The 25,573-nt window shown below is 68.0% G+C and carries 22 protein-coding genes; 7 read left to right on the top strand and 15 right to left on the bottom strand.

The genetic code is table 11. The features are described from left to right. Nucleotides 1-178 precede the first annotated feature (178 nt). The 4 genes from AC1DGC_RS01185 to AC1DGC_RS01170 form a co-directional block, all read right to left on the bottom strand. Nucleotides 179-1,084: a GNAT family N-acetyltransferase gene (locus tag AC1DGC_RS01185; protein WP_478047049.1), complete on the bottom strand. Its 906-nt coding sequence runs from the start codon at nucleotides 1,082-1,084 to the stop codon at nucleotides 179-181. A 2-nt stretch (nucleotides 1,085-1,086) separates the two neighbouring features. After that, entirely contained in the window at nucleotides 1,087-2,502 is a 1,416-nt protein-coding gene (locus tag AC1DGC_RS01180; protein WP_478047048.1) for a ribosomal protein uL16 3-hydroxylase, read from the bottom strand. 329 nt (nucleotides 2,503-2,831) lie between these two features. Next, on the bottom strand, nucleotides 2,832-4,199 hold the full coding sequence (gene purB, locus AC1DGC_RS01175; RefSeq protein ID WP_478047047.1) for an adenylosuccinate lyase: 1,368 nt from the start codon (nucleotides 4,197-4,199) through the stop codon (nucleotides 2,832-2,834). A gap of 36 nt (nucleotides 4,200-4,235) precedes the next feature. Next, entirely contained in the window at nucleotides 4,236-5,558 is a 1,323-nt protein-coding gene (locus AC1DGC_RS01170) for a hemolysin family protein (RefSeq protein ID WP_394162632.1), read from the bottom strand. Between the two features lie 270 nt (nucleotides 5,559-5,828). On the opposite strand from AC1DGC_RS01170, the gene AC1DGC_RS01165 reads away from it, so the two are divergent. Next, on the top strand, nucleotides 5,829-7,241 hold the full coding sequence (locus tag AC1DGC_RS01165; RefSeq protein ID WP_394162634.1) for a class II fumarate hydratase: 1,413 nt from the start codon (nucleotides 5,829-5,831) through the stop codon (nucleotides 7,239-7,241). Between the two features lie 558 nt (nucleotides 7,242-7,799). On the opposite strand, the gene AC1DGC_RS01160 is transcribed toward AC1DGC_RS01165, so the two are convergent. From AC1DGC_RS01160 to AC1DGC_RS01130, 7 genes are all read right to left on the bottom strand, one after another. Next, the gene (locus tag AC1DGC_RS01160) at nucleotides 7,800-8,225 is read right to left on the bottom strand and encodes a hypothetical protein (RefSeq protein ID WP_259203272.1); all 426 of its coding nucleotides are present in this window, start codon (nucleotides 8,223-8,225) and stop codon (nucleotides 7,800-7,802) included. A 94-nt stretch (nucleotides 8,226-8,319) separates the two neighbouring features. Then, nucleotides 8,320-8,916 carry a DUF2884 family protein gene (locus AC1DGC_RS01155; RefSeq protein WP_259203271.1) on the bottom strand — a complete coding sequence of 199 codons (597 nt, stop codon included), beginning with the start codon at nucleotides 8,914-8,916 and terminating at the stop codon, nucleotides 8,320-8,322. 29 nt (nucleotides 8,917-8,945) lie between these two features. Next, a complete protein-coding gene (locus AC1DGC_RS01150) occupies nucleotides 8,946-9,827 on the bottom strand; it encodes a GIN domain-containing protein (RefSeq protein WP_478047046.1) in 882 nt (293 codons plus the stop codon). A 38-nt stretch (nucleotides 9,828-9,865) separates the two neighbouring features. After that, complete coding sequence (locus AC1DGC_RS01145; RefSeq protein ID WP_259203267.1) at nucleotides 9,866-10,894, bottom strand: ABC-2 transporter permease; 1,029 nt, start codon at nucleotides 10,892-10,894, stop codon at nucleotides 9,866-9,868. After that, nucleotides 10,891-11,766, bottom strand: coding sequence for an ABC transporter ATP-binding protein (locus tag AC1DGC_RS01140; protein WP_259203266.1), 876 nt, complete (start codon nucleotides 11,764-11,766; stop codon nucleotides 10,891-10,893). Before AC1DGC_RS01140 ends, AC1DGC_RS01145 begins: the two co-directional genes overlap by 4 nt. Continuing rightward, nucleotides 11,763-12,125, bottom strand: coding sequence for a GntR family transcriptional regulator (locus AC1DGC_RS01135; RefSeq protein WP_019185943.1), 363 nt, complete (start codon nucleotides 12,123-12,125; stop codon nucleotides 11,763-11,765). Before AC1DGC_RS01135 ends, AC1DGC_RS01140 begins: the two co-directional genes overlap by 4 nt. A 2-nt stretch (nucleotides 12,126-12,127) precedes the next feature. After that, nucleotides 12,128-12,382 carry a hypothetical protein gene (locus AC1DGC_RS01130; RefSeq protein ID WP_478047045.1) on the bottom strand — a complete coding sequence of 85 codons (255 nt, stop codon included), beginning with the start codon at nucleotides 12,380-12,382 and terminating at the stop codon, nucleotides 12,128-12,130. 537 nt (nucleotides 12,383-12,919) lie between these two features. Between AC1DGC_RS01130 and AC1DGC_RS01125 the strand changes: the two genes are divergently transcribed. From AC1DGC_RS01125 to AC1DGC_RS01100, 6 genes are all read left to right on the top strand, one after another. Then, nucleotides 12,920-13,456 carry a glutathione peroxidase gene (locus AC1DGC_RS01125; protein ID WP_394162700.1) on the top strand — a complete coding sequence of 179 codons (537 nt, stop codon included), beginning with the start codon at nucleotides 12,920-12,922 and terminating at the stop codon, nucleotides 13,454-13,456. Between the two features lie 84 nt (nucleotides 13,457-13,540). Continuing rightward, nucleotides 13,541-14,521, top strand: a complete 981-nt coding sequence (locus AC1DGC_RS01120; RefSeq protein WP_259203260.1) for an FKBP-type peptidyl-prolyl cis-trans isomerase N-terminal domain-containing protein — start codon at nucleotides 13,541-13,543, stop codon at nucleotides 14,519-14,521. Between the two features lie 23 nt (nucleotides 14,522-14,544). Next, nucleotides 14,545-15,894 (top strand): UDP-glucose dehydrogenase family protein, encoded by a 1,350-nt coding sequence (locus AC1DGC_RS01115; protein ID WP_259203257.1) that lies wholly within the window; start codon nucleotides 14,545-14,547, stop codon nucleotides 15,892-15,894. Then, a complete protein-coding gene (locus AC1DGC_RS01110; protein WP_259203255.1) occupies nucleotides 15,887-16,126 on the top strand; it encodes a SlyX family protein in 240 nt (79 codons plus the stop codon). The genes AC1DGC_RS01115 and AC1DGC_RS01110 overlap by 8 nt, the downstream gene beginning before the upstream one ends. Before the next feature lie 13 nt (nucleotides 16,127-16,139). Then, the gene (locus AC1DGC_RS01105) at nucleotides 16,140-16,838 is read left to right on the top strand and encodes a DUF2058 domain-containing protein (protein ID WP_259203254.1); all 699 of its coding nucleotides are present in this window, start codon (nucleotides 16,140-16,142) and stop codon (nucleotides 16,836-16,838) included. Nucleotides 16,839-16,886: 48 nt separating this feature from the next. Beyond that, the gene (locus AC1DGC_RS01100; protein ID WP_478047044.1) at nucleotides 16,887-18,962 is read left to right on the top strand and encodes an acyltransferase family protein; all 2,076 of its coding nucleotides are present in this window, start codon (nucleotides 16,887-16,889) and stop codon (nucleotides 18,960-18,962) included. Nucleotides 18,963-19,017: 55 nt separating this feature from the next. Here AC1DGC_RS01100 and AC1DGC_RS01095 read toward each other — a convergent pair whose 3' ends face one another. The 4 genes from AC1DGC_RS01095 to AC1DGC_RS01080 form a co-directional block, all read right to left on the bottom strand. Then, nucleotides 19,018-20,352 carry an amidohydrolase family protein gene (locus AC1DGC_RS01095; RefSeq protein ID WP_478047043.1) on the bottom strand — a complete coding sequence of 445 codons (1,335 nt, stop codon included), beginning with the start codon at nucleotides 20,350-20,352 and terminating at the stop codon, nucleotides 19,018-19,020. 89 nt (nucleotides 20,353-20,441) lie between these two features. Continuing rightward, nucleotides 20,442-21,632 carry an MFS transporter gene (locus tag AC1DGC_RS01090; RefSeq protein ID WP_478047042.1) on the bottom strand — a complete coding sequence of 397 codons (1,191 nt, stop codon included), beginning with the start codon at nucleotides 21,630-21,632 and terminating at the stop codon, nucleotides 20,442-20,444. Between the two features lie 91 nt (nucleotides 21,633-21,723). Beyond that, nucleotides 21,724-24,408 (bottom strand): methionine synthase, encoded by a 2,685-nt coding sequence (gene metH / locus AC1DGC_RS01085; protein ID WP_259203247.1) that lies wholly within the window; start codon nucleotides 24,406-24,408, stop codon nucleotides 21,724-21,726. 57 nt (nucleotides 24,409-24,465) lie between these two features. Next, nucleotides 24,466-25,569, bottom strand: coding sequence for a homocysteine S-methyltransferase family protein (locus AC1DGC_RS01080; protein ID WP_449335650.1), 1,104 nt, complete (start codon nucleotides 25,567-25,569; stop codon nucleotides 24,466-24,468). Nucleotides 25,570-25,573: the final 4 nt, after the last annotated feature.

Below are 25,573 nucleotides of genomic sequence, written 5' to 3'. Positions count from 1 at the left end.
GGTCGGATTCGCTTGTGGGGTAAGGCTTCGATGATCCGGCAGGGAAAAGTGAATAGCCCTGCGCGGGCGGTATCTAACTCCACAAATTGTACCCCCATCGGGACAGGAAGGGGCACCGCGGCGGCCGTGGCAGGACCTGCGGTGTCATTCCCAGACAGGTTCGAGCCCGTGGCGTGAGCTACAGGCCGATGGCCCGTAGTTCGCTGCATTCCCGCGAACGTTCCCATACGCGCTGCAAACCGTCCTGCAACGGTCGCGAACGTGCTGGCAGCGAGAGCCCTGCCTCGCCATCGAAACGCTGGCCGCTGAGACGAAAGTAGTAGTCACCGGCATCGTTGAGCAGGCAGGCCGAGGCCAGCGCGCGGTCGATCGGATCGGTTGGCTGGCGCAGGCGGAACACGCTGGGCAGCCGCTGCAGCAGGCCCAGCAGGGGCGAACCGGCCTGGGGGATGGCCGCTGGGTCGTGGACGATCAGCCAGGCCTGCTTGTCGTGGCGGGCGGTGGCGAAGCGGCGCAGGGCCTCCAGCACCGGCGGGGCGTCAAGCAGGCCGGGGTCGAGCTGGCGGCTGTGGATCCACACCTGGCGGCGGGCACGGTGGACCACGGCGGTGGTGATCGCCACCGCCTCCTCGGCATTATCGATCTGGGCCGCCCCCGTCAGCACCCGGCGCATGTGCTGGTGGGCGATGCCCGCTTCCTCGAACACCTCGCCGTGCGGCAGGAAGCCCTGCCGGGTGTAGAACACCCGGGCCGGCAGCTGGGCATGCAGGGTCACCTCGGGCCAGCCGCGGGCCCGGGCCACCTCGACCAGGGCCAGCAGCAGCGCTTCGCCGACGCCGTGGCCGCGCCAATCGGCCAGCACGGCCATCCGGCCGATCCGGCCATCCGGGGTGAGCCGGCCGGCCCCGACCGGCGTGCCGTCGCCGCTACGCGCCAGGACGTGCACGCTGAGCGGGTCCAGCGCGTCGATCTCCAGGTGGGCCGGCACCTGTTGTTCATCAACGAACACGCGGTGCCGGACCCGGTGCAGCGCGTCGCGCTGGGCCGGGTAGGGGACGATCTCGACCTGGATGCCGGTGGCCATGCTCAGGCGGGCTTGCCGTCGTCCTGGTCGTCGCTGTCGTCGAAATCGACGATCACTTCGATACCGTCCTCATGGATGGTCACTTCGTGGACGTCGGGCTGGGCGTCGTCGACCTCGACCGCGGCGGTGCCGTCGACGACGGCGTCGTCGGCGAAGGTGCCCTCCTCGTCCTCGTACTCCGCCTCGTCCTCGTCTTCGTCATCGAAGGCCTGGGCGTCGAACAGCTGGTAATAGCCGCCGGAGACCAGGTCCTGGACCGCATCGCGGCCCTTGGCCGAGAGCTTCTGGTAGAGCGCGGCGCCGAGCTGTTCGGTCGCGGCCAGCACCTGCGCGTCCTTGACCGGCAGGGCGAACTCCAGGCCGCTGCAGTACAGGCTTGCCCCGCGCTTGGCGCGGCGCCAGGCCATGCGCGCCCACGGATGGCGCTGCAGGTCCAGGCCAGCGGCCAGTGCGGCCTCGATCTCCTCGCGCGGCACCGGCTCACCGCCGGGCATCACCTCGCCGGCAGCGCGGTAGGTGGTGATGAAGCGGCCGAACCAGTCGCCCAGCTTGTCCGGGTCGTTCATGCGGATGGCGTTGAGCGCGTCGACCACGCGGTTCATGGCCACCACGTCGATTTCGTTCGGGTCCTCGGGCAGGGTGAGGTCCGGATCCTGGTAGCGGATGGATTCGTCGGCGCCCTCGATCAGGGTGTCCAGGTAGTCGCTGATCAGCTCGGCCGAGGCGGGCGCGCGCATGCCGAAGGAGAAGGTCAGGCAGGGATCTTCGGCCACGCCGTTATGCGGGACGTTGGGCGGCAGGTAGAGCATGTCGCCGGGGGCCAGCACCCAGTCATGGGTGGGCTTGAAGCGGCGCAGCAGCTTCAGCTCGACGTCGTCGCGGAAGTCCAGCGGCGGGCGCTTGCCCTTGGTCGATTCGCTGGCGTCGATCTGCCAGCGGCGATGGCCATGGGCCTGCAGCAGGAACACGTCGTACTGGTCGACATGGGCGCCGACCGAGCCGCCCGTGGCGGCGAAGCTGATCATCACATCGTCCATGCGCCAGCGCGGCAGGAAGTCGAAGTGGCCGATCAGGGCGCGTACGTCCGGGTCCCACTTGTCGACGTCCTGGACCAGCAGGGTCCAGTCGTGGTCGGGCATGCCGGGAAATTCCTCTTCCTGGAACGGGCCGCTGCGCACGGTCCAGCCATCGGTGGCGCGATCGTGGGTGATCAGGCGGGCCAGGGCGGTTTCCTCGCAGGCCAGGCCGGCCAGGTCTTCGGGCTGGACGGGGGTCTGGAAATCGGGGAAGGCGGCGCGGATCAGCAGCGGGCGCTTCTGCCAGTAGTCGCGCAGGAACACGGCGGCGGGCATGCCGAGCGGGAGGCCGGGACGGGCCTGGATTTCGATGACGGGGGTCTTGGTCTTGCGGGCAGCCATGCGGGAATCCTTGGAGCGTATAGACGGAAAACGGGGCGCGGCGCGGGCCGGCGCGAGCCGGCGCGAGCGGGGCTATTGTCCGCTGGTTGGGGCGGATGTGCACCTGCGGTGGGGTGTCGCGGGGTGGGGCGTTGGTCGTGGCGCGGCAATGCGCGGGGTACGGTCGATTCCAACCGACGGCCGATGCGGTGCGTGCGCCCGGGTCACGCAGTGCAGGGATCGAATCCTGCGGTAGCGCCGGGCCATGCCCGGCTGCGCGCTCGGCCACAACGAAAAAGGGACGCTGGTGGCGCCAGCGTCCCTTCCATGTCACACGGTGGGCGCGATCGTCAGATCGCCTTGGCCAGGTCCGCGGCCAGGCCGATGTAGCCGCCCGGGGTCAGGGCGCGCAGGCCCTGCTTGGCGTCTTCGGGCAGGTCCAGCGACTCGACGAAGGCCTGCATCGACTCGGCGGTGATGCCCTGGCCACGGGTGAGGGCCTTGAGCTGCTCGTACGGGTTGGGCAGGCCATGGCGACGCATCACGGTCTGCACGGCCTCGGCCAGCACTTCCCACGACGCGTCGAGGTCGGCGTCCAGGCGCTCCGAGTTGACGGTCAGCTTGCCCAGGCCCTTGGCCAGCGAGTCCAGGGCCACCTGGGTGTGGCCGAAGGCGGTGCCGACCGCGCGCAGGACGGTGGAATCGGTGAGGTCGCGCTGCCAGCGGCTGATCGGCAGCTTGGCGCTGAAATGCTCGAACAGCGCGTTGGCGATGCCGAAGTTGCCTTCGGCGTTTTCGAAATCGATCGGGTTGACCTTGTGCGGCATGGTCGACGAGCCGACCTCGCCTTCCTTGAGCTTCTGCTTGAAGTAGCCCAGCGAGATGTAGCCCCAGATATCGCGGGCCAGGTCGATCAGGATGATGTTGGCGCGGCGCGCGGCATCGCCGATCTCGGCGACGTTGTCGTGCGGTTCGATCTGGGTGGTGTACGGGTTGAACACCAGGCCGAGGCTTTCCACGAAGCGCTTGGCGAAGGCCGGCCAGTCCACCGCCGGGTAGGCGATGACGTGGGCGTTGTAGTTGCCCACGGCGCCATTGATCTTGCCGGTCAGCTCGACCGCGGCGATCTGGCGGCGCTGGCGTTCCAGGCGGGCGACCACGTTGGCCACTTCCTTGCCCAGGGTGGTGGGCGAGGCGGTCTGGCCGTGGGTGCGCGAGAGCATCGGCTGGCTGGCCTGGGCGTGGGCGAGGGCGCGCAGCGTGGCGGTCACGCCGTCCAGGCTGGGCAGCAGCACGTCGCGACGGGCCTGCTCGAGGATCAGGCCATAGCTGAGATTGTTGATGTCTTCGCTGGTGCAGGCGAAATGCACGAATTCCAGCGCGGGGCCCAGCTCGGCGTCGGCCTTGAGCTGTTCCTTGATGAAGTACTCCACGGCCTTGACGTCGTGGTTGGTGGTGCGCTCGATCTCCTTCACCCGCGCGGCGTGGGCCGGGGCGAAGTCATCGGCCAGGGCGCGCAGGCGGGCGGTGGCGGCGGCCGAGAACGGTGCCAGTTCGACGATGCCCGGCTCGTTGGCCAGTGCCAGCAGCCATTCCACTTCGACCTTCACGCGGGCCTTGATGAGGCCGTATTCGGAGAAGATCGGGCGCAGCGCATCGACCTTGCCGGCATAGCGGCCATCGAGCGGGGACAGGGCGAGCAGGGCGAATTCGGACATGGCAGGCGCGGGGCTATGACGGCGGGGGCCGTCATTCTACGCTGCCCCGGGGGCCTCGGCCTGTGCCATGCGTACGGTGACGGCCTGGATGCGGTGCCCGGCCATGCGCTTGACCGTGAACTGATGCCCGTCGATCTCCAGCTGCTCGCCCTCGTCGGGCAGGCGCTGGAGCTGGTGGACGATCAGCCCGCCGACCGAATTGAGGTGTTCGGGCGCCTCCAGGTCGTGGCCGAGCAGGCGCTCCAGGCGGAAGATCGAGGTCGAGCCGGCGACCAGCAGGCTGCCATCGGCGCCGCGGGTGGGCGCGTCCTTGACGATGTGCGGGTGCTCGTCCTCGATATCGCCCACCACCACCTCCAGCAGGTCCTCCAAGGTGAAGAAGCCCAGGATGCGGCCGTGCTCTTCCACGCACAGCGCCAGGTGGGTGGTGCCGGTGCGGAAGCGTTCGAGCACGCTGGGTACCGGGGTCTCCAGCGCGATCAGGTTGGCCGGGCGCAGCAGCGCGCGCAGGTCGTCGGTGGGGTTGCCACGGGCGATCTCGACCAGCAGATCCTTCATGTGCAGGATGCCCAGCACATCCTCGCCGTCGCGGTCGAACCACGGGTAACGGCTGTAGCGGCTTTCGGCGAACTCGGCCATCACCTCGGCCAGCGCCATGCCGTCGCGGAACGAACGCATGTGGTCGCGCGGGCGCATCAGGTCGCCGGCCACCAGTTCAGGCAGCTCCAGCGCATGGCTCATCAGGGTCAGGCCGTGGTCGGGCGCGCTGTCGGTGGGCTGTTGGCGGCCGACGATCAGCTTGAGCTCTTCGCGCGAGTAGCGGTGCGAGGTGTGCTCCACGTCGCCCCAGCCGGCCAGCCGCAGCAGCGCGTTGGCGCTGTTGTTGAGCAGCCAGATGGCCGGGTACATCGCCCAGTAGAACAGGTACAACGGCGCGGCGGTCCACAGCGACATGCGGTCCGGGCGACGGATCGCCATCGATTTCGGCGCCAGTTCGCCCAGCACGATGTGCAGGAACGAAATCACGCTGAAGGCGATGATGAAGGAGGTCAGCTGCGAGGCCTCCGCGCTCATGCCCAGCGCGTCGAACAGCGGCTGCAGCAGGTGCGCGAAGGCCGGTTCGCCGACCCAGCCCAGGCCCAGCGAGGACAGGGTGATGCCGAGCTGGCAGGCCGAAAGATAGGCATCCAGGTGCGAGTGCACGTTGAGCAGCAGGCGGCCGCGCCAGCCGTGGCTCTCGGCCAGGCCCACGGCCTGGGTGTGGCGCAGCTTGACCAGGGCGAACTCGGCGGCTACGAAGAAGCCGTTGAGCAGCACCAGGCCGAAGGCAAGCAGCAGCAGGAGCAGGTTGCCGATCATCGGCGGACCCCGGTCAACGGCGCGGCAGGCGCGGTGACGGAAGGGGCGGGGCACTGCGCATGGGCAGGCCAGGGACTACTGTGGGGGTCGTCACCCATGGGGGCGGAAGGCTTTCTGAATGAACACGAATCCCGAGTCTAGCCGATCACCCGCGCCCTTGGGTTTCAGTCCGCCTTGGGAGTATCGTGCCGAGAGCCGCCAGCCAGGGAATCAGGCCCGTTGCCAGCCGCAGGTTCCCTTTCCAAACCGAAAGAAACGCGGAGTGATGCAATGAGCAAGGGTTTCAGGATCGAACACGACAGCATGGGCGAGCTGCAGGTGCCCAATGATGCGTTGTGGGGCGCGCAGACGCAGCGGGCGGTGAACAATTTCCCGGTGTCCGGGCAGCGCATGCCGCGTGGTTTCATCCGCGCGCTGGGGCTGGTCAAGGGCGCGGCGGCGGCGGTGAACGTCGAACTGGGCCACCTGCCGAAGAACATCGGCAAGGCGATCGAGGCGGCCGCGGCGGAGGTGGCCAGTGGCCAGCACGACGCGCATTTCCCGATCGATGTGTACCAGACCGGTTCGGGCACGTCCTCGAACATGAACGCCAACGAGGTCATCGCCACGCTGGCCAACCGCGCCGGCAAGGCCGGCAAGCTGGCCGTGCACCCCAATGATCACGTCAACCAGGGGCAGAGCTCCAACGATGTGATTCCCACCGCGCTGCGCGTATCGGCGCTGCTGGGCGTGCAGGAACAGCTGCTGCCGGCGCTGGTGCACCTGCGCAAGACCATCGACAAGAAGGGCCGCAGCCTGCGCAAGGTGGTCAAGACCGGCCGCACCCACCTGATGGACGCGATGCCGCTGACCTTCGAGCAGGAGTTCGGTGCGTGGTCGGCGCAGTTGGCCTCGGCGCAGGAGCGCATCGAGGACAGTCTGAAGCGGCTGCGCCGGTTGCCGCTGGGTGGCACGGCGATCGGGACCGGGATCAACGCCGATCCGCGCTTCGGCGAACGCGTGGCCAAGCTGCTCAAGCAGCAGACCGGGGTGAAGTTCGACAGTGCCGAGAACAAGTTCGAGGGGCTGGCCGCGCAGGACGACGCGGTGGAAGTGTCGGGCCAGCTCAATGCGCTGGCGGTGGCGCTGATCAAGATCGCCAACGACCTGCGCTGGATGAATGCCGGTCCGCTGGCCGGCCTGGGCGAGATCGAACTGCCGGCATTGCAGCCGGGCAGCTCGATCATGCCGGGCAAGGTCAACCCGGTGATTCCCGAAGCGACGGTGATGGTGTGCGCGCAGGTGATCGGCCACCACACCGCGATCACCGTGGCGGGGCAGACCGGCAATTTCCAGTTGAACGTGACGCTGCCGTTGATCGCGGCCAACCTGTTGGACGGGATCGGGCTGCTGGCCAACATCTCGCGGCTGCTGGCCGATACGGCGATCGCGGGGCTGAAGGTGCGCGAGGACCGCGTCCGCGAGGCGCTGGACCGCAATCCGATCCTGGTGACGGCGTTGAACCCGATCATCGGCTACGAGAAGGCGGCGGCGATCGCCAAGCGCGCGTACAAGGAGCAGCGCCCGGTGCTGGACGTGGCCAAGGAAGACAGTGGTCTGTCAGAAGCCGAGTTGCGCACGCTGCTCGATCCGGCAGCGCTGACCGCCGGCGGCATCCATGCTGGTAGCAGCGGCGGCGGCTGACGCCCAGGCCAAGAACGAAAAAACGGGCCCAAAGGCCCGTTTTTTTTGGCTCCCCCTGCCAGCGCCGGGTAGCGGCTTGTTGCATGGCAGATGGCGTCCGGCGATGCGCGCGTGGCGGGAGTGTCCGGGTCACGCGTGCGGGGGCGGGTCTCCGTTCGGGCGTGCCGCGCGCGTGAGGGCCCCGCAGCGGCCGGTAGGCCCCTGAGGTGGTGTCCCCCGGCCTGGCGGCCTCCTCCTTTATTTTGCCCGGGAGCCTACCGGCCGCTGCGGGGCTAGGCTTGCGGCAAGAAGGTAGACGCCAAGGCTGTTTTGACGCTGGTCGGTGGGTCGGGCGCTGGGCCCCCATGCCCTTGGAGGCGAAATAAAGGGGGAGGTGTCGGCCGCAGGCCGACGCCGGAGGACATTCGCCGGAAAGGGCATGGGGGCCCAGCGCCCGACCCACCGACGGCCGCTGGAGTCGAAATAAAGGGGGGAGGCCGCCGACCGACACCGGAGCCGTCGCCGAAAAAGATATGGGGGCCCAGCGCCCGCCCCACCGACCCCCGCGCGATCAGACCGTCAGTGCCGATCGGCCTGCAGGTTGTCGAAGGTCTCGGTGTAGTCCTTGAACTCCGGAATCCGCTGCACCAGGTCCGGCGGGATCGGCTGCATGCCCTCGGGGACCTGGATCTTGACCGAACGCTTGGCCGGGTCCGGCGGGGCATCGGTGAGGGTGTTCTGGCGCAGCACCTGGAGCTGGCCGAACATCCCCTGCAGCAGCGCCTGCTGGCTGGCGTCCAGCGGGATCTCGATCTCGTCGATCTTCATGTGGCCGTTCGGCAGCACGATGATGTTCGGCGCCGGCGCGCGGCGCACGGTGAGCATGCCGTCGCTGACGGTGATCTTCGGCTTGCCGCGCTCGGCGCGGTGGTTGCGGTATTCCTGGTCGCAACCGGTGGCGGCTACGCAGAACAGGGCGAACAGGAGCAGGCACAGCTTCTTCATGGGCAGGTGGCAGACATGAAAAGGGGGAGGACCATTCTAGTCCTCCCCCCTTGCCTGCGGGCCGGGCTGCGACCGAACGTCGCAGCCGTGGCGCTTACTTGCCGCAGTCGTCGATGTCGCTCTGGTCCATCGTGGCGTAGGGCTTGAAGGCCGGCAGTTCGGCCGCCAGCGCCTGTTGCTTGGCCATCATCCCCGGCAGCAGGGCGCACAGCTTCCTGGCCTGCGCCTCGATCTTGCCGGCCTCGGCGTTGACCCGCGCTTCGATGCCCTGGGTATCCCCGGCGAGGATGCCCTTGAGCGCCTCGCCGGCCGCGCTCACGCCCAGGTTGGCCCCGGCCACGCCGATGTCCATGCCGGCCCCGGCCAGCGCTTCGACCTGCTTGCGGTAGTCCACCAGCAGTGCACGCTGGCTGGCGGTGGTGGTCACCGTCTTGCCGTTGATCAGCAGTTCGCCCTGCGGGGTGATCTCGGCCTTGTCCGACTGGCCGTTGGAAATGCTGATGTTCTTCTTGGCGATCTCCGCGCGGGCCTTGTCGGTGGCCTCCTGCACGGTCCTGCCCACCGACGTGGTCTCGGCCGTGGGTGAGGCACCCTTGCCCGAAGCGGTGGCGGCCTTGTCGGCATCGTGGTTGCCACAGGCCGCCAGCGGCAGGCACAGCAGCAGGGTGGGCAGCAGCAGTCGGGTGGTCATGCGCGCATTCCTTGGGATGAAAGTAGAGGTCACTTGCCGCGGGGCAACTGCACGCGGCCGCCCACGCCGCTGTGGCGGATGTCGCCACTGCCGCTGTTGGCCACGGTGAGGTTGCCGCCGACATCGCGCGCGGTGACATCGCCGGAGCCATGCCGCTCCACGCTGACATTGCCGCCGACGCCACGGATTTCCAGGTCGCCCGATCCCACGTTGCCGACGCTGACGTTGGCCTTCACCTCGCGCAGGTCGACATCGCCCGAGCCCACCGTGCCCAGCTCCACGTTGCCCTGCACACCGTGCAGCGTCAGGTCGCCGGAGCCGACCGTGCCGATCGTGGCGTTGCCGCGCACGTTGCGTGCCTTGAAGTCACCCGAGCCGACCGACAGTACGTTGAGTGCGCCGGCACCGTCGAGATCCACGTCGCCGGAGCCGATCGCCGCGGTGACCAGGCCCTTGATGTCACGCAGCGTGATGTCGCCCGAGCCGACGTCGGCACTGAGCGAGTGCGCGCCGCTGACGCTGGCGTCGCCGGAACCCACCTTCATCTGTACCAGCAGGGTGTTCGGCACGCTGCCGCGCAGGTCCAGGTAGGCGTAGTTGCCGCCGGTGGTGACGTGGTTGCGGCCTTCGCGCAGCAGCCGCACCACCAGCTTGCCGTCTACTTTGTGCTGGGTCACGGTCAGCTCGCGCAGCCAGTCGGCGTTGGACGCGCAGGCGCGTCCGCCGAGCTGGGCCGGGCCGGGCCCGGCGGTCAGCACCAGGTCGTGCTGGTTGACCTCGAACACCACGGCCTTGGCACCGGCCAGGTCGAGCTTGAGCTCGCGTGGTGCGTTGAACTTGCATTGCGGTTCGTCGGCCAGCGCGGACAGCGGCAGCAACAGCAGGGAAGCGACGGCGAGGGTGCGGATCATGTGCGACTCCTGGGAACGGTGGGTCGAAGGGCGGGCGGTCAGATTTCGCCGGCGCGGCGGCGCAGGCGGATGGCGACGATGATGAACACCACGCCGATCGCGGCGCCGATCCAGATGTCCGGCACGCTCAGTGCCAGCAGCTGGTTGGACGGGGCCAGCGCGGCGACCAGGTTGTCGCGGTCGCCGATCACCGCGCGCAGCTGGTCGGTGCGGTAGAACACATCGCTGCCCGGCAGGGTGCCCAGCAGCAGGCGGCCCACGATGTTCTTCCAGAACCAGCCGCTGGTGCTGCCGAAGGCGCCCATCAGGTGGGTGGTGCTGACGATGATGCCGGCGAACAGCGGCAGCATCACCGCCCACAGGAACGGCTTGGTCTTGGCCCAGGCCGAGCACAGCAGCAGCCAGCCCACGCTCGGCAGCGCCCACAACAGGTAGACCGGGATCCAGGACAGGTGGCCGGCGACGATGCTCAACGGACTGGCCGGCCCCCAGATCAGGGTCATCGGGTTGCCGCCGTGCGCCAGCACCACCACGCTGATGATCAGCAAGAAGCCGAACATGGTCAGGATCGAGGCGAACACCGCGATCACCGGCGCCACCAGCAACGCGCTCACCGCCTTGGACAGCACTGTCTGGGTATCGGACAGCGGCAGCGACTTCCAGAACAGGATGCTGCGGTCGCGACGGTCGTCGTAAAGGGCGCCCAGGCAGTAGAAGAAGACCACGAAGGCCAGCACGATGAATGGCCACAGCGAGCTGAGGATCAAGGTCAGGTCGAGCCCGTTGGCCAGGTTGTGCAGGGCCTCCGCGTCGAGCTTCTGGGTCAGCAGGGCCAGGTCGAGCCCGTTGACGTTGACGTTTTCATCGTCGATGACGAAGTTGCCGCTCTTGGCGGCACGATGCATCGCCAGCAGGCCGAACAGGATCCCGACCAGGCTCATCACCAGCGAAATGGCCCCGGCGATCAGGGGGGCATACAGGAACCCGCCGCGGTTCTCCCAGTACTCGCGCTTGAGCATCCACTTGAAGGTGCTGGCCTTGCTGATGGGGTGGTGGACGGTGTTCATGCGTAGGTTCCCTTCATGATGGCCACGAACAGGTCCGCCAGCCCGGGGCTGCGGATCTCGCCCAGGGGCGTGAGCTGGGCGCGTGGCACCCCGTCATACAGCAGCACCGTCTTGCCGAACGGCAGCGAGCGTTCGTCGATCGGCTGCAGCGCGCGCGCGGCCTCCAGCGTCTCGGCCGACACCAGCACTTCGCTGTAGCGCTCGCCGATGTCCTCCATGTCGGTGGTCAGCACGATGCGGCCGTCGCGGATGAACATGACATCGGTGAGGATGTGTTCGATCTCCTCGACCTGGTGGGTGGTGACGATGATGGTCTTCTGTTCGTCGAAGTAGTCTTCCAGCAGGCGCTGGTAAAACTCCTTGCGGTACAGGATGTCCAGGCCCAGGGTCGGCTCGTCCAGCACCAGGACCTTGGCATCGATGGCCATCACCAGGGCCAGGTGCAGCTGCACGATCATGCCCTTGGACAGTTCGCGCACGCGCTGCCTGGGCTGCAGCTTGGTCGAGGCCAGGAAACGTTCGCAGCGGGCGCGGTCGAAGCGCGGGTGGGTGCCGGCGACGAAGTCGATCGCCTCGCGCACCTTCATCCAGCGCGGCAGCACGGCCACATCGGCGATGAAGCACACCTCGTTCATCAGCGCATTGCGCTGCACGGCCGGGTCCAGCCCGAGCACCTGCAGCTCGCCTTCCACCGTGGTCAGGCCGAGCAGGGCCTTGAGCAGGGTGGTCTTGCCGGCGCCGTTGGGGCCGATCAGGCCGGTGATCCGGCCGGGGGCGATGGTGAAGCTGGTGTTGTCCAGCGCCAGGGTCTGTTTGTAGGCCTTGCGCAGGCCGCGGGCGGAGATGACGACATCACTTGCAACGGCATTCATGAGGATTTCCCCTGGGGCAGCAATTCGTCGAGATTCAGGCCCAGGCGTTGGATGCGCTCCAGCACCAGCGGCCATTCTTCATTGAGGAACCGGTCGCGCTCGCTGCTGCGCAGCTGCGTGGCCGCTTCCTCGGTCATGAACATGCCCAGCCCGCGGCGCTTCTCGACCAGGCCTTCGTCAGCCAGTTCCTGGTAAGCGCGCGATACGGTGATGGGGTTGAGCTGGTACTCGGCGGCGACCTGCCGGACCGAGGGCAGGGCGTCGCCAGGCTTGATGATGCCGTCAAGCATCATGGCGATCACGCGTTCCTTCAGCTGACGGTAGATCGGAGCACCATCGCTCCATTGGATATCGCTCATGGTCAGCTCCGTGGGTTCAGCGACTGTGCGAATGAGAAGTAAGGCATGGACAGGGAGCTGTGCAGCCGGCGGGGGGGCGTGGGGGCGCCGTCGGCGGTCCCTGCCTCGATGATCGCGCCTGCGTCCTGCGGGCCTTCGAACGCACCGGTGGCGGCACTGCTGCCGACCTCACCGGTGGGGGTGCCCAACCAGCCGAGCAACAGCAGCGCGGAGGCGGCGGTAACGGCTTTGGTGGACTGGCGGCGCATGCGGTTCATGGGCTTCCCCTGCATCAGGTGACTGGTGTTGTATGCAACTATAACACCGGCACGCCGAAGTGCAATGGGTCCATGCCCCCAACTGATGGCAGGGGCATGCCACTGCGCCCTGGGGTTGTTCAAGTGATTGATTTGAAATGGATTCAATCGATTTCGCCTGGCGGCTGGGCTGCCGCCTTCGTTCAGCCTCATCAATGGTAGAGCAGGTCACGTGGCTATTCAGGTGAATGCAGCCGCTGGTGGCGTCGCGTGGACAGACCGCCAGATTCGGCAATTCCGTCACGGGTGACGCTGGAAACCATCGCATCGCTGTATGCGCGGCCAGGCCTATCGCGGCCAGGGGGACGGCCGCGATAGGGCAAAAGTGCCGGTGATATAGTGCGAAACGGCCCGTTGCCGGCCGTGCGCCGCTGCGCCCGGCGCACGGGGTACCCATCCCGTTCGACCCTTTCGTGGAGTCTTGCAATGCCCCAGATCCGTCCCGAGTCGTCCCCGCGCCGCGCTGCCCTGGGCCGTGCCCGCCGTTGGGGTGCCACGCTGTTGCTGGGAGGGTTGCTGGCCGCCACCGGCGCCCATGCGGCCGGGCTGCTGGACCTGAGCTACCGGCCGCTGGCCGGCAAGGCCGAGGTCAACCTGCAGAAGCAGTACGGCGGCAAGGTGCTGCTGGTGGTCAATACCGCCAGCAAGTGCGGCTTCACCCCGCAGTACGAAGGCCTGGAGGCGCTGCAGCAGAAATATTCCGCGCGCGGTTTCTCGGTGCTGGGTTTCCCGTCCAACGACTTCAAGGGCCAGGAGCCCGGGAGTGAGGCGCAGATCCAGGAATTCTGCACGCTGACCTATGGTGTCAAGTTCCCGATGTTCCAGAAGGTGCAGGTGACCGGCAAGGACGCCACGCCGTTGTACCAGCGCCTGGCGGCGGCCACCGGCGTGGAGCCGGGCTGGAATTTCCACAAATACCTGATCGCGCGCGATGGCCGGGTGGTTGCGCAGTTCCCCAGCAAGGTCAAGCCGGATGATGCCGGGCTGGTCGCGGCGATCGAACGTGAGCTGTCCGTCACGCCGGCAAAGCGCTGACAACCTCGACATCTCGCACGTGCGTGCGACAATGATCGCTTTCGCGCCGACGTCGGCGTCCAGTCACTTCCAGGAAAGCAGCGAATGAAGATGGGAATGCGCGGCGCCGCGGCGTCGGTTCTGATTCTGGCGATGGGTGCCACCGGTACCGTGATGTCGCAACAACCGGCCGCGCCTGCGGCTGCCAAGGAGACTTCCGCTTTGAACTCCCAACGGGAAAAGCTCGGCTACGCCATCGGCATCGATGTGGCCAACTCGTTCGCTCCGATCTCCAGCGAGATCGATCTGGCGGCGCTGCGTCGCGCGGTGACCAATGCCTTTGAAGGCAAGCAGCCGCTGATCAGCCAGGAAGAAGCCCAGAAGACCGACGGCGCGCTGCGCCAGGCCATGGCCGCCAAGAGCGGCCAGCCGGTGCCGGGCGTTGCCCCGGGTACCCCGGCGCCGAAGGTGGACCGTGAAAAGGTCGGCCTGATGCTGGGCAGCTATGCGGTCGGCCCGTCGCTGGCCCCGCTGAAGGACGACCTGGACCTGGACGCGCTGTTCGACGCGATCGGTACCACCTTCAACAAGGGCGCCACCAAGATGACGCCGGAGCAGGCCAAGGCCACGCTGGAAGGCTTCATGGCCGGCAAGCAGGCCGAAATGCAGGCCCAGGCGGCCGCCAAGGCCGGCACCAACCGCACCGAAGGCAACGCCTTCCTGGCCAAGAACAAGACCGTGCCGGGCGTGGTGACCACCGCGTCGGGCCTGCAGTACCAGGTGCTGCGTCCGGGTTCGGGCGAGCGTCCGCTGCCGACCAGCAAGGTGCGCGTGAACTACGAAGGCAAGCTGCTGGACGGCACCGTCTTCGACAGCAGCTACGAGCGCGGCCAGCCGATCGAGTTCGGCCTGGACCAGGTCATCAAGGGCTGGTCCGAAGGCGTGTCGCTGATGCCGACCGGCGCCAAGTACCGCTTCTGGATCCCGGGCGAGCTGGCCTATGGCGAACAGGGTACGCCGGGCGGTCCGATCGGTCCGAACGCGACGCTGACCTTCGACGTCGAACTGCTCAACGTCCTTCCGTAATCGGAATTGGAGTCACCACGGACATGCGTGTAGCGATTTTCGGTACCGGCTACGTCGGGTTGGTCACGGGTACCTGCCTGGCCGATGTGGGTCATCAGGTGGTCTGCGTCGATATCGACCAGGCCAAGGTCGACGGCCTCAACCGTGGTGTCATCCCGATCTACGAGCCGGGCCTGGAGCCGATGGTCAAGGCCAACCACGCCGCGTCGCGGCTGGCCTTCACCAGCGATGCTGCCAGCGCGATCACGCATGGCCAGGTGATCTTCATCGCCGTGGGCACGCCACCGGACGAGGACGGCAGTGCCGACCTGCAGTACGTGTTGGCGGTGGCCCGCACGATCGGCACGCACATGCGCGTGCCGACCGTGGTGGTGAACAAGTCGACCGTGCCGGTAGGCACGGCCGACAAAGTGCGCGCGGCCATTGCCGAGGTGCTGGCCGCACGTGGGGTGGAGATCGCGTTCGACGTGGTCTCCAACCCGGAATTCCTGAAGGAGGGCGACGCGGTTGCCGACTGCATGCGGCCGGACCGCATCGTGGTGGGTGCCTCCAACCCCGATTCGGTGGCGTTGATGCGCCGCCTGTATGCGCCGTTCAACCGCAACCACGACCGCGTGGTGGAGATGGACGTGCGCTCGGCGGAGCTGACCAAGTACGCCGCCAACGCGATGCTGGCCACCAAGATTTCGTTCATGAATGAAATCGCCAACATCGCCGAGAAGGTCGGTGCGGATGTGGAACAGGTTCGCCAGGGCATCGGTTCGGATCCGCGCATCGGCTGGCATTTCATCTACCCGGGCGCCGGTTACGGTGGCTCGTGTTTCCCCAAGGACGTGCAGGCGCTGGCGCGCACCGCGCAGCAGTACGGCCATGAGCCGAAGCTGCTCAATGCGGTGGAAGCGGTCAACGATGCGCAGAAGGGGCATCTTTACCAGTTGATCCAGCGCCATTACGACCGTGGCGAGGATGAAGGCGTGCGCGGCAAGACCTTCGCGGTCTGGGGCCTGGCCTTCAAGCCCAACACCGACGACATGCGCGAAGCCTCCAGCCGGCGGCTGCTGGCGCAGTTGTGGGAAGCGGGCGCCACGGTGCGGGCCTATGACCCGGAAGCCACCGAGGAAGCGCGCCGCATTTTCGGCGAGCGCGAGGACCTGGTGTTCTGCGAGCATGCCTACGATGCGCTGGAAGGCGCCGATGCGCTGGTCGTGGTGACCGAATGGAAGCAGTTCCGCAGCCCGGATTTCGCCCGGTTGCGCGAGATGCTCAACGATGCGGTCGTGTTCGACGGCCGCAACCTGTACGACCCGCAGGAGATCGAAGCCGCGGGCCTGGCCTATTACGGCATTGGCCGGGGACGTTCGCTGCATGCATGATTCCACCCCCTCATCGCGTGAGCAGGCGCTGGAAGCGCGCCTGGTCGAGCTGGAAATGCGCGTGTCCTTCCAGGAGCAGGCCCTGGCCGAGCTGAGTGAAGCCCTGGCCGATGCACGCATCGAAGGCAGCCGCAACGCCGACTTGACCCGCCTGCTGCTGGAGGACCTGGGCAAGGTCCGCAACGCGCTGTATTCCGATTCGGGCGAAGAACCACCGCCCCCGCACTACTGATCGACCCAACGTCATGAGCGATACACTCCGCGACCAGCTGCTGGGCCTGGGCTTCAAAGCCGCGCCCAAGCCCGAACGCAAACCCGAACGCAAGCCCGATGCCCGCCGCGATGGCCGCCCGGGTAACAAACCGCAGGGCGCCCGTCCACCGGCCAAGCCCGGCGATGCCGCGCGTCCGCCGCGCGAAGGCGACGCCGCACGGCGTGCCGCGCACGGCAAGGGGCGTCCCGGCGGCGCCCGTCCCGGCCAAGGCCAGAATTCCGGCCAGGGCAAGCCGCGCTCGCGCGAGGACATCGACCTGGCCAAGGCCTACGCGATCCGCGCGCAGAAGGAAAAGGACGACCGCATCGAAGCCGAGCGCGTGAAGCAGGAAGAGGCACGCCTGCGTCGCGAAGCCAAGGCCAAGCTCGACGTGCTGCTGGAAGGCAAGTCGTTGAACGATGCCGCGGCCGAGATCGCGCGCCACTTCAACTACGGCGGCAAGATCAAGCGCGTCTACGTCACCGCCGAACAGCTCAAGGCGCTCAACGCCGGCGAGCTGGGCGTGCTGCAGCAGAACGGACGCTACCTGCTGGTGACCGCGGCCGTGCTCGACGAGGCCGAAGCGGTGTTCGCCCCGTCGGTAGCCCTGCGCGTGGACCCCAATGCCACCGCCGACGAAGACCCCTACGCCGATCCGGCTTACCAGGTCCCCGACGACCTGGTCTGGTGATTCCATCCGGGTCGCGGCCACCGCGACCCTTTCGTTGCAGGGATGCGCATGACGGCTGACCCCAGTCACGGCTACGTGCCGCATATCGACGGGCTGCGTGCCATCGCGGTGCTGGCGGTGATCCTGTTCCACCTCGACCCGGCCTGGTTGCCCGGTGGGTTCACCGGGGTGGACGTCTTCTTCGTCATCTCCGGCTTCGTGGTCAGTGCCTCGGTACACCGGCTGCCGCCGTTGCCGCTGCGCCCGTCGCTGCAGCGCTTCTATTCGCGCCGACTGCGCCGCATCGCGCCGGCCCTGGTGGCCTGCCTGCTGGTGTCCGGCGTCGCCAGCGTGCTGTTGATTCCACAGTCGTGGTTGAGCGAAGCCAGCGACATGACCGGGCTCATGGCCTTCGTCGGCTTGAGCAACTGGGTGCTGGTGGGCGTGGGCAGCGACTACTTCGCGCCACGCGCGGAGTTCAATCCATTCACCCATACCTGGTCGCTGGGCGTGGAAGAGCAGTTCTACCTGCTGTTCCCGCTGTTGTTCCTCGCCTGGAGCCGCGGTGGGCGCGGGCGCCTGCTGAGCCTGGGGCTGTTCGCGCTGGCGAGCATGCTGTCGATCGGCCACGCCGTGTATGCCGGCAGCCATCCCGAGCAGGCGGTGCGGGCGTTCTATGCCACCACCACCCGGTTCTGGCAGCTGGGCGCGGGCGTGCTGCTGTTCCAGGTGCTGCACCTGCGCCAGCATGACGCCGGCAGCGTGCCGGCGCCGGGGCGTGCCCGCGTGGCGTGGTCGCTGCTGGCCGTGGCGGCGCTGGTGGCGCTGGGCTGGACCCTGTGGTCGGCACGGGCCGGGCACTCGCCCTGGCCGGACGGACTGTGGGCCGTGCTGGCCAGTGCCGGGCTGCTGCTGGCGCTGCATTTCCACCCGCGCGCGCTGGTTGGCCGGCTGCTCTCCAGCCCGCCACTGCGCCGGATCGGGCTGCTCTCCTATTCGTTGTACCTGTGGCATTGGCCGGTGTTCGTGCTGATGCGCTGGACGGTGGGCCTGGACACCCCTGGCCAGCGGGTGTTCGCCACGTTGCTGGTAGCCGTATTGGCCTGGGCGTCCTGGCGCTGGGTGGAGCGGCCGTTCCGCGGCCCCTTGGCGCAGCGCCTTGGCGCGCCCCGCTGGGTGCTGGTGGGCGTCGCGACGCTGGCACTGGCCGGTGGCCTGCAGGCGTTGCTGTATTGGCAGTCGCCACATCTTTCCCTGAGCACGGTGAGCCGCCATCCGCTGGACTGGTATCCCGATGGCGAATCCGTGGCCGCCGATTACCCGGGCTGCACGCTGCAGGTGGGCAAGGAGCGCTTCGAGGGGGGGCGTGCGCGCACGTTCTCACGCGGCGAGTGCGGTCGCCCGGTGCCGGCGGGGATGCCGCGCAACGTGTTCGTGGCCGGCGATTCGCATGCGATGGCCTATAACGAACTGCTGCGCCGGCTGGCGCTGGAGACCGGTGCGACCGTGTGGCAGTACGGGCGGGGCGGTTGCCCGCAGTTGGGCCTGCAGGAGTGGCGGTGGGCCGCGCCGGATTGCCAGGCCTACGACGCCGCCGTGCGGGCCGACATCGCCCGCCGCGCCGCATCCGGCGATGTCGTGCTGCTGGTCTCGCTGCGGGTGCCGCGCCTGTCCGACCAGTTCATCCTGTTCGACGCGCGCGAGCAGCGCGACAGCGAACACAGCGAGCAGGGCTATGCCGGGCGTGCTGCCGAAGCCGAGCGTGCCATCGCCGATTGGCGCCCGCTCGCCGACGCCGGCGTGCGCGTGGTGCTGGAGGCGCCCAAGCCGGTGCTGCCGGCGCCGCCTTACCGGTGCTCGGACCGCTTCAATGCCGCCAATGCGGTATGTCGCAATGGCCTGCAGGTGCAGCGCGCCTGGATGGAGGAATATCGCGCCCCGGCCCTGGTGGCGCTGCAACAGGTCGCGTCGGGGCTCCCCGGCGCGGTGATCTGGGACCCGTTGCCGATCCTGTGCGACGCCGACGCCTGCCGCGCCCAACGCGATGGCCGTCCGCTGTTCTTCGATGGCGACCATCTGAGCGGCTATGGCAATCGGCTGCTGCTGCCGTCGTTGCAGGCCACGCTGGCAACCCGCCCGCGATAACGGAGCGGGGTGCGTCGTGGATATTCGCGGCGTCATGGCGCCGCGAAGGCATCCATCATTCCGTGATCGGCCCAGCCACCTGCCGACCGGCCTGCCAGACCGCCTCGATGCGCTGGCTGTTGGCGATATCGGCCAGCGGATCGGCATCCAGCACCAGCAGGTCGGCGCGTTTGCCGGCGGCAATGCGACCGCGGTCGGATAACCCGAGCAGGTCGGCAGCCTGGGCGGTGGCGGTCCGCAACGCTTCGGTCGGGGTCAGCCCGGCCTCTACCAGCAACTGCAGTTCGCGATGTTCGGCAAACCCGATCACCCGCTGCGGCATCGCGCCGGCATCGGTGCCAAAGCCGAGCCGGACCCCGGTCGCGTGCAGCCGGCGCAGGTTGTCCAGGTTGGTTGCCACCGCGTTGCGTGCAGCGGGTATGTCGCTGCCTGCCAGCTGCGCACGTTGCCAGGTCGGCTGCGACCAGCGCGCCAGCACGTCGGCGGGCAACGCCGTGCGCAGGAACGGCTGCTGCAGGTACTGCGGATGCTCGGCATACCAGTAGTTGGCCTCGTCGATGGCGACGGTGGCGATGTACCAGGTGCCCTGGTCGCGCATTTTGCGCGCGAGCATCGGGTCCACCGCACGGTCGCGGATGCCGTGGGCGAGGATGTCCACCTGCGCGTCGACCAGCGCGCGTGCCTGCGCCAGGTCGTGGATGTGCGCAGCGACCTTGAGGCCGCGCGCATGCGCTTCGGCAATCGCCGCGCGATACACCTCCGGGGTCATCATCGGCCGCTTGCCGCCCATGTCGTCCACCCACAGCTTGATCAGGTCTACGCCATCGGCCTGTTGGGTGGCCACCGCCGCGCGTGCCTCCTCGGCGTTGCGCGGGCGCGCCACGGGATCGTGGCTCAGGCCCATGCTGTCGGCCGGGGGCGCACCGTCCGGCACCCCGATGCCGCCGCCGGCGCCGTACAGCTGGGCGCCCAGTGCGGGGTCGGCATTGACTGCCGTGCGGATGGCGAAGAAGTCCGCGCCGTTCATGCCCAGCGCGGTCACCGTGGTGATGCCGTAGCGCTGGAACTGGCGCAGGTCGCCCACCACGTTGTCCTGGGTGTAGAAGCGGTCGCCGTGGTCCAGGCCCTGGGTGTTGCCGACGTGCGCGTGGTCGCTGACCAGCCCCGGCAGCAGGGTCTTGCCGGTGTAGTCGATGCGGCGCGCGCCGGTGGCCGCGGCCGGCAGCGGCGTGCCGACATGCACGATGCGTGCGCCGTCGATCAGTACCGGGGTGACCCCGAGGTCACGCTGGCCGTCGAACACACGGGCGTTCTCGAGCAGGATCGGTTCGGCGGCGGCAGGCAGGGCGACGGCGGCAAGCAGCAGGGCCCACAGGCGGGTCGATCGCATGGGCGGCTCCAGTCAGGGGGAGGCTTGAGCCTACCCCATCCGGGGGACCGGGTTGCCGGCCGGCGGCCGGCGCTACCAGCGGCGGGCGATCAACGCCTGCGCGCGCGCAGCAACGGCAGGCTGATCGCGAAGAAACACAGCAACGCGCCGGCCAGCGCAAAGCCACTGCCGGCCAGGAACGCGGTGCGGCCCTGGTCGATGTTCCACAACTGGCCGGCGATCAACGCGCCCAGCACGCCGCCCACGCCGGACGAAAACCCGTACAGCAAGCCCTGGCCATGGCCGTTGAGGCGGCCGGGGAAGTAGGTGGCCAGCATCTGCATCGCGGCGGCGAAGAAGGCGGCAAACCCCAGTGCATGCGCGGTCTGGGCCACCAGCATCACCGGCAGGTTGTCCGGGAAGAGGGCGGTGACGGCCCAGCGCACGGTGGAACTGAGCAGGGCGATCAGCAGCATCCAGCTCGCGTCGTAGCGGCGGAAGAATCGGCCGATGGTGAAGAACACGCCCACCTCGAACACCACCCCGACCGTCCACAACACGCCCAGCGTGGAGGTGGCATAGCCATGGTGGTCCATGTAGACCGAGAAGAAGGTGTAATACGGGCCGAACGACAGCTGCTCCATGAACGCGGCAAGGAAGAAGGCCAGCACCTGCGGCTTGCGCACGATCTGCCAGAAGCCGGTGGCGTCGCCATCACGGCGCTGCAGGTTGCGCGCGTAGTGGTTGGCAAAGCCCGAGGCGGTGAGCAGGCCGAACAGCGGCAGCATCAGCCACGGCAGCAGGTGTGCGTTGCCGGCGCCGCCGTGGCCCTCGATGATCCAGCCGAACAGCATCACCACGGCGATGAAGCCCAGCGAACCCCAGACCCGGATCAGGCCGTAGCGATGGCTGTCGCTGCCGAGGTGGGTGAGGGTGATCGATTCGAACTGCGGCATCACCGCGTTGTAGAAGAAGCAGAACGCGATCATGGCCGGATACAGCCACGGTTGCGGCAGCGGCAGCAGGAACGCGCAGAAGGTGAGCAGGGTGAGCACGCAGCCGATGCGCAGCCAGAAGATCGGGCGCGGCGAGGCGGCGGCGATCGAGGTCCAGGTGGTGGGCGCGACGATGCGGGTGGCATACCACAGGCCCATCATCACGCTGATCGCGGTGACGCTCATGCCGCGGGAGGTGAGGAACAGGCTCCAGTACGGCGTGAACGCGCCGAGCGCGGCGTAGTAGAAGAGATAGAAAGACGACAGGCGAACGGCCGGAACGGCGTCGCGGGTGGAGGCGGTCATGCAGGGTCCCGGTTGTTGCGCGCACCCCGCAACGCAGGGGGCCTACCGATGCATTATGACCGCAGCACCCCGCCGCGGGTGGGCGTGCGACTCACTCCGGATCGTAATCCAGGTTCGAGGCCAGCCAGCGTTCGGCCTGCACGCGGTCCACGCCCTTGCGCTTGGCGTAGTCGCTGACCTGTTCGCGGGTGACCCGGCCCACCACGAAATACTGGCTCTGCGGGTGGCTGAAGTAATAGCCGGACACCGCTGCGGTGGGCAGCATCGCAAAGCTCTCGGTCAGGTGCATGTCGGCGTTGCGCTCGGCGTCGAGCAGGCGGAACAAGGTGGCCTTTTCGCTGTGCTCGGGGCAGGCAGGATAGCCCGGGGCCGGGCGGATGCCGCTGTACTTCTCGGCGATCAGGGCCTCGTTGTCCAGCTGTTCGTCCGGCTGGTAGCCCCAGTAGTCGGTACGCACGTGCTGGTGCAGGCGCTCGGCGAGCGCTTCGGCGAAGCGGTCGGCCAGGGCCTTGAGCAGGATCGCGTTGTAGTCGTCGTGGTCTGCCTCGAAGCGCGCCACGTGCGCATCGATGCCGATGCCGGCGGTGACCGCGAAGGCGCCGATCCAGTCCTGCTTGCCGCTGTCGGCCGGGGCGATGAAGTCGGCCAGGCAGAAGTCCGGGCGTTCGACCGGCTTGTCCACCTGCTGGCGCAGGAAGTGCAGGGTGGTCTCCCCATCCGGGTGCTGTACGCGCACGTCATCGCCGACGCTGTTGGCCGGCCACAGCCCGAACACCGCCTTGGCGGTCAGCCATTTCTCGCCGACGATGCGGTCGAGCATCGCGCGTGCATCACGGTACAGCTCGCTGGCCTGGGGGCCGACGATCTCGTCGGTGAGGATGGCCGGGAACTTGCCGGCCAGCTCCCAGGCCTGGAAGAACGGGGTCCAGTCGATGACCTCGACCAGGTCGGCCAGCGGGTAGTCGTCCAGCACATGCAGGCCGGGCTTGCGCGGCGCCGGGGGCGTGTACGCGGCCCAGTCGCCCTGGAAGCGCTGCGCGCGCGCCTTGGCCAGGGGGACCAGGCGCTTGGCATCGCCGCGGTTGCGATGGCGCTGGCGGATGTCGGCGTAGTCGGCCTCGTTGGCGGCCACGAACGCGTCGCGCAGCTCGCGGGAGATCAGCGACTGGGCCACGCCCACCGCGCGCGAGGCATCCTTCACCCACACCGTGGGTGCCTTGTAATGGGGATCGATCTTCAGTGCCGTGTGCGCCCGCGAGGTGGTGGCGCCGCCGATCATCAGCGGCAGGGTGAAGCCCTGGCGCTCCATTTCGCGGGCGACGTGGCTCATTTCCTCCAGCGACGGGGTGATCAGCCCGGACAAGCCGATGATGTCGGCGTTCTCGGCGCGCGCCGCGTCGAGGATCTTCTGCGCCGGCACCATCACGCCGAGGTCGATCACCTCGAAGTTGTTGCAGGCCAGCACCACGCCGACGATGTTCTTGCCGATGTCATGCACGTCGCCCTTCACCGTGGCCATGATGATCTTGCCGTTGCTCTTGGCGGTATCGCCGCTGCGCGCCTTCTCGGCCTCGATGTAGGGCAGCAGGTAGGCCACGGCCTTCTTCATGACGCGCGCGGACTTGACCACCTGCGGCAGGAACATCTTGCCCGCGCCGAACAGGTCGCCGACGATGTTCATGCCATCCATCAGCGGGCCCTCGATCACGTCCAGCGGGCGGCTGGAGCGGATCCGTGCTTCTTCGGTATCGGCCTCCACCCAGGCGTCCAGGCCGTGCACCAGGGCGTGCGCCAGACGCGCGTCGATCGGCTTCTCGCGCCACGCCAGGTCTTCGCCCTTGACCTCGCCCTTTTTGCCCTTGTAGCGCTCGGCGATCTCCAGCAGGCGCTCGGTGCCGTCACGGCGACGGTTGAGGATCACATCCTCCACGCGCTCGCGCAGTTCCGCATCGAGGTCGTCGTAGATCGGCATCGCACCGGCGTTGACGATGCCCATGTCCATGCCCGCCGCGATCGCGTGGTACAGGAACACCGCGTGGATCGCCTGGCGCACCGTCTCGTTGCCGCGGAAGGAGAACGACACGTTGGAGACGCCGCCGGAGACATGGCAATGCGGCAGGGTGCGCTTGATGATGCGGGTGGCTTCGATGAAGTCGACGGCGTAGTTGTCGTGCTCTTCGATGCCGGTGGCCACGGCGAAGATGTTGGGATCGAAGATGATGTCCTGCGGCGGGAACCCGACCTGGTCGACCAGGATCCGGTAGGCGCGGGTACAGATCTCCACCTTGCGCGCGCAGGTATCGGCCTGCCCGTCCTCGTCAAAGGCCATCACCACCGCCGCCGCGCCGTAGCGCAGCACCTTGCGCGCCTGCTCGATGAACTGCGCCTCGCCTTCCTTGAGCGAGATCGAGTTGACCACGCTCTTGCCCTGCAGGCACTTCAGCCCGGCTTCGATCACGCTCCACTTGGAGGAATCGACCATCACCGGAATGCGCGCGATGTCCGGCTCGGACATGATCAGATTCAGATAGCGGGTCATCGCCTTTTCCGAATCGATCAGGCCCTCGTCCATGTTGACGTCGAGGATCTGCGCGCCGTTGGCCACCTGCTGGCGTGCCACTTCCACGGCCTCTTCGTAGCGCTCTTCCTTGACCAGCTTGCGGAACTGCGCGCTGCCGGTGACGTTGGTGCGCTCGCCGATGTTGATGAACAACAGGTCCGGCGTAATCACCAACGGTTCGAGGCCGGACAGGCGGGTATGGCGGGAAGACGTCATGGGCGGGCGGGCATCGGTTGGCGAAGGGGGATCAAACGCATGCGGACAACGCGGCGCTCACGCGGCATCGTCCAGCGCGGCGGCAGGCAGGGCACGGGGAGGCAGGTCGGCCACCGCGTCGGCGATGGCGCGGATATGCGCCGGCGTGGTGCCGCAGCAGCCGCCGACCAGGTTGAGCAGCCCGGCACTGGCGAACTCGCGCAGGGTGCCGGCCATTTCCTCGGGGGTTTCGTCGTATTCGCCGAAGGCATTGGGCAGGCCCGCATTGGGGTGTGCGCTGACCAGACAGTCGGCCACGATCGACAGGGTTTCCACGTGCGGGCGCATGTCGGTGGCGCCGAGCGCGCAGTTGAGCCCGACCGACAGCGGCCGGCTGTGCGCGACCGAGGCATAGAAGGCCTCGGCGGTCTGCCCCGACAGCGTGCGCCCGGAGGCATCTGTAATGGTGCCGGAGATCATGATCGGCAGGCGTGCACCGCGGGCGTCGAAGGCCTCTTCGATGGCGAACAGGGCCGCCTTGGCGTTGAGCGTGTCGAAGATGGTTTCGACCATGAGCGTGTCCGCGCCGCCGTCGATCAGGCCGTCGATGGCTTCGCGGTAGGTCTCGCGCAGCGCGTCGAAGCTGGTGTTGCGGAAGCCGGGGTCGTTGACGTCCGGGCTGATCGAGGCGGTGCGGCTGGTCGGGCCCAGCACGCCGATCACGAAGCGCGGCTTGCCCGGCGTGGTCGCCGCCACGGCATCGCAGCAGGCGCGCGCGACCGCGGCACCGGCCTTGTTGAGCTCGTACACCAGGTGTTCCAGGTGGTAGTCGGCCTGGCTGACCGAGGTGGCGTTGAAGGTATTGGTTTCCACCAGGTCGGCGCCGGCCTCCAGGTAGGCGGTGTGGATCCCGGCGATCACCTCCGGCTTGCTGAGCAGCAGCAGGTCGTTGTTGCCCTTGAGGTCGTGGCCTTCCGGCGGGGTGCCGTGGTCGCAGCCGGGGCCATGCGCGTGTGCGCTGTCGTAGCCGGCGACGAAGCGCTCGCCACGGTAGTCGGCCTCCTCCAGCCCATGGCGCTGGATCATGGTGCCCATCGCGCCATCGATGATCAGGATGCGCCGGGCAAGCGCGTCCTGCAGGGCATGGACGCGGTCGGGATGCAGCCAGGGAAGGGATGACATGGCG

This window comes from Stenotrophomonas sp. 05N37, assembly GCF_056397365.1.
The sequence above is the reverse complement of the archived record's forward strand: the minus strand, read 5'-3'. Positions and strand labels throughout refer to the sequence as shown.

Coding starts and splice junctions, on each gene's coding strand:
- AC1DGC_RS01185 (WP_478047049.1), bottom strand. CDS start 1,084: ATGGCCACCGGCATCCAGGTCGAGATCGTCCCCTACCCGGCCCAGCGC.
- AC1DGC_RS01180 (WP_478047048.1), bottom strand. CDS start 2,502: ATGGCTGCCCGCAAGACCAAGACCCCCGTCATCGAAATCCAGGCCCGT.
- purB (WP_478047047.1), bottom strand. CDS start 4,199: ATGTCCGAATTCGCCCTGCTCGCCCTGTCCCCGCTCGATGGCCGCTAT.
- AC1DGC_RS01170 (WP_394162632.1), bottom strand. CDS start 5,558: ATGATCGGCAACCTGCTCCTGCTGCTGCTTGCCTTCGGCCTGGTGCTG.
- AC1DGC_RS01165 (WP_394162634.1), top strand. CDS start 5,829: ATGAGCAAGGGTTTCAGGATCGAACACGACAGCATGGGCGAGCTGCAG.
- AC1DGC_RS01160 (WP_259203272.1), bottom strand. CDS start 8,225: ATGAAGAAGCTGTGCCTGCTCCTGTTCGCCCTGTTCTGCGTAGCCGCC.
- AC1DGC_RS01155 (WP_259203271.1), bottom strand. CDS start 8,916: ATGACCACCCGACTGCTGCTGCCCACCCTGCTGCTGTGCCTGCCGCTG.
- AC1DGC_RS01150 (WP_478047046.1), bottom strand. CDS start 9,827: ATGATCCGCACCCTCGCCGTCGCTTCCCTGCTGTTGCTGCCGCTGTCC.
- AC1DGC_RS01145 (WP_259203267.1), bottom strand. CDS start 10,894: ATGAACACCGTCCACCACCCCATCAGCAAGGCCAGCACCTTCAAGTGG.
- AC1DGC_RS01140 (WP_259203266.1), bottom strand. CDS start 11,766: ATGAATGCCGTTGCAAGTGATGTCGTCATCTCCGCCCGCGGCCTGCGC.
- AC1DGC_RS01135 (WP_019185943.1), bottom strand. CDS start 12,125: ATGAGCGATATCCAATGGAGCGATGGTGCTCCGATCTACCGTCAGCTG.
- AC1DGC_RS01130 (WP_478047045.1), bottom strand. CDS start 12,382: ATGAACCGCATGCGCCGCCAGTCCACCAAAGCCGTTACCGCCGCCTCC.
- AC1DGC_RS01120 (WP_259203260.1), top strand. CDS start 13,541: ATGAAGATGGGAATGCGCGGCGCCGCGGCGTCGGTTCTGATTCTGGCG.
- AC1DGC_RS01115 (WP_259203257.1), top strand. CDS start 14,545: ATGCGTGTAGCGATTTTCGGTACCGGCTACGTCGGGTTGGTCACGGGT.
- AC1DGC_RS01110 (WP_259203255.1), top strand. CDS start 15,887: ATGCATGATTCCACCCCCTCATCGCGTGAGCAGGCGCTGGAAGCGCGC.
- AC1DGC_RS01105 (WP_259203254.1), top strand. CDS start 16,140: ATGAGCGATACACTCCGCGACCAGCTGCTGGGCCTGGGCTTCAAAGCC.
- AC1DGC_RS01100 (WP_478047044.1), top strand. CDS start 16,887: ATGACGGCTGACCCCAGTCACGGCTACGTGCCGCATATCGACGGGCTG.
- AC1DGC_RS01095 (WP_478047043.1), bottom strand. CDS start 20,352: ATGCGATCGACCCGCCTGTGGGCCCTGCTGCTTGCCGCCGTCGCCCTG.
- AC1DGC_RS01090 (WP_478047042.1), bottom strand. CDS start 21,632: ATGACCGCCTCCACCCGCGACGCCGTTCCGGCCGTTCGCCTGTCGTCT.
- metH (WP_259203247.1), bottom strand. CDS start 24,408: ATGACGTCTTCCCGCCATACCCGCCTGTCCGGCCTCGAACCGTTGGTG.
- AC1DGC_RS01080 (WP_449335650.1), bottom strand. CDS start 25,569: ATGTCATCCCTTCCCTGGCTGCATCCCGACCGCGTCCATGCCCTGCAG.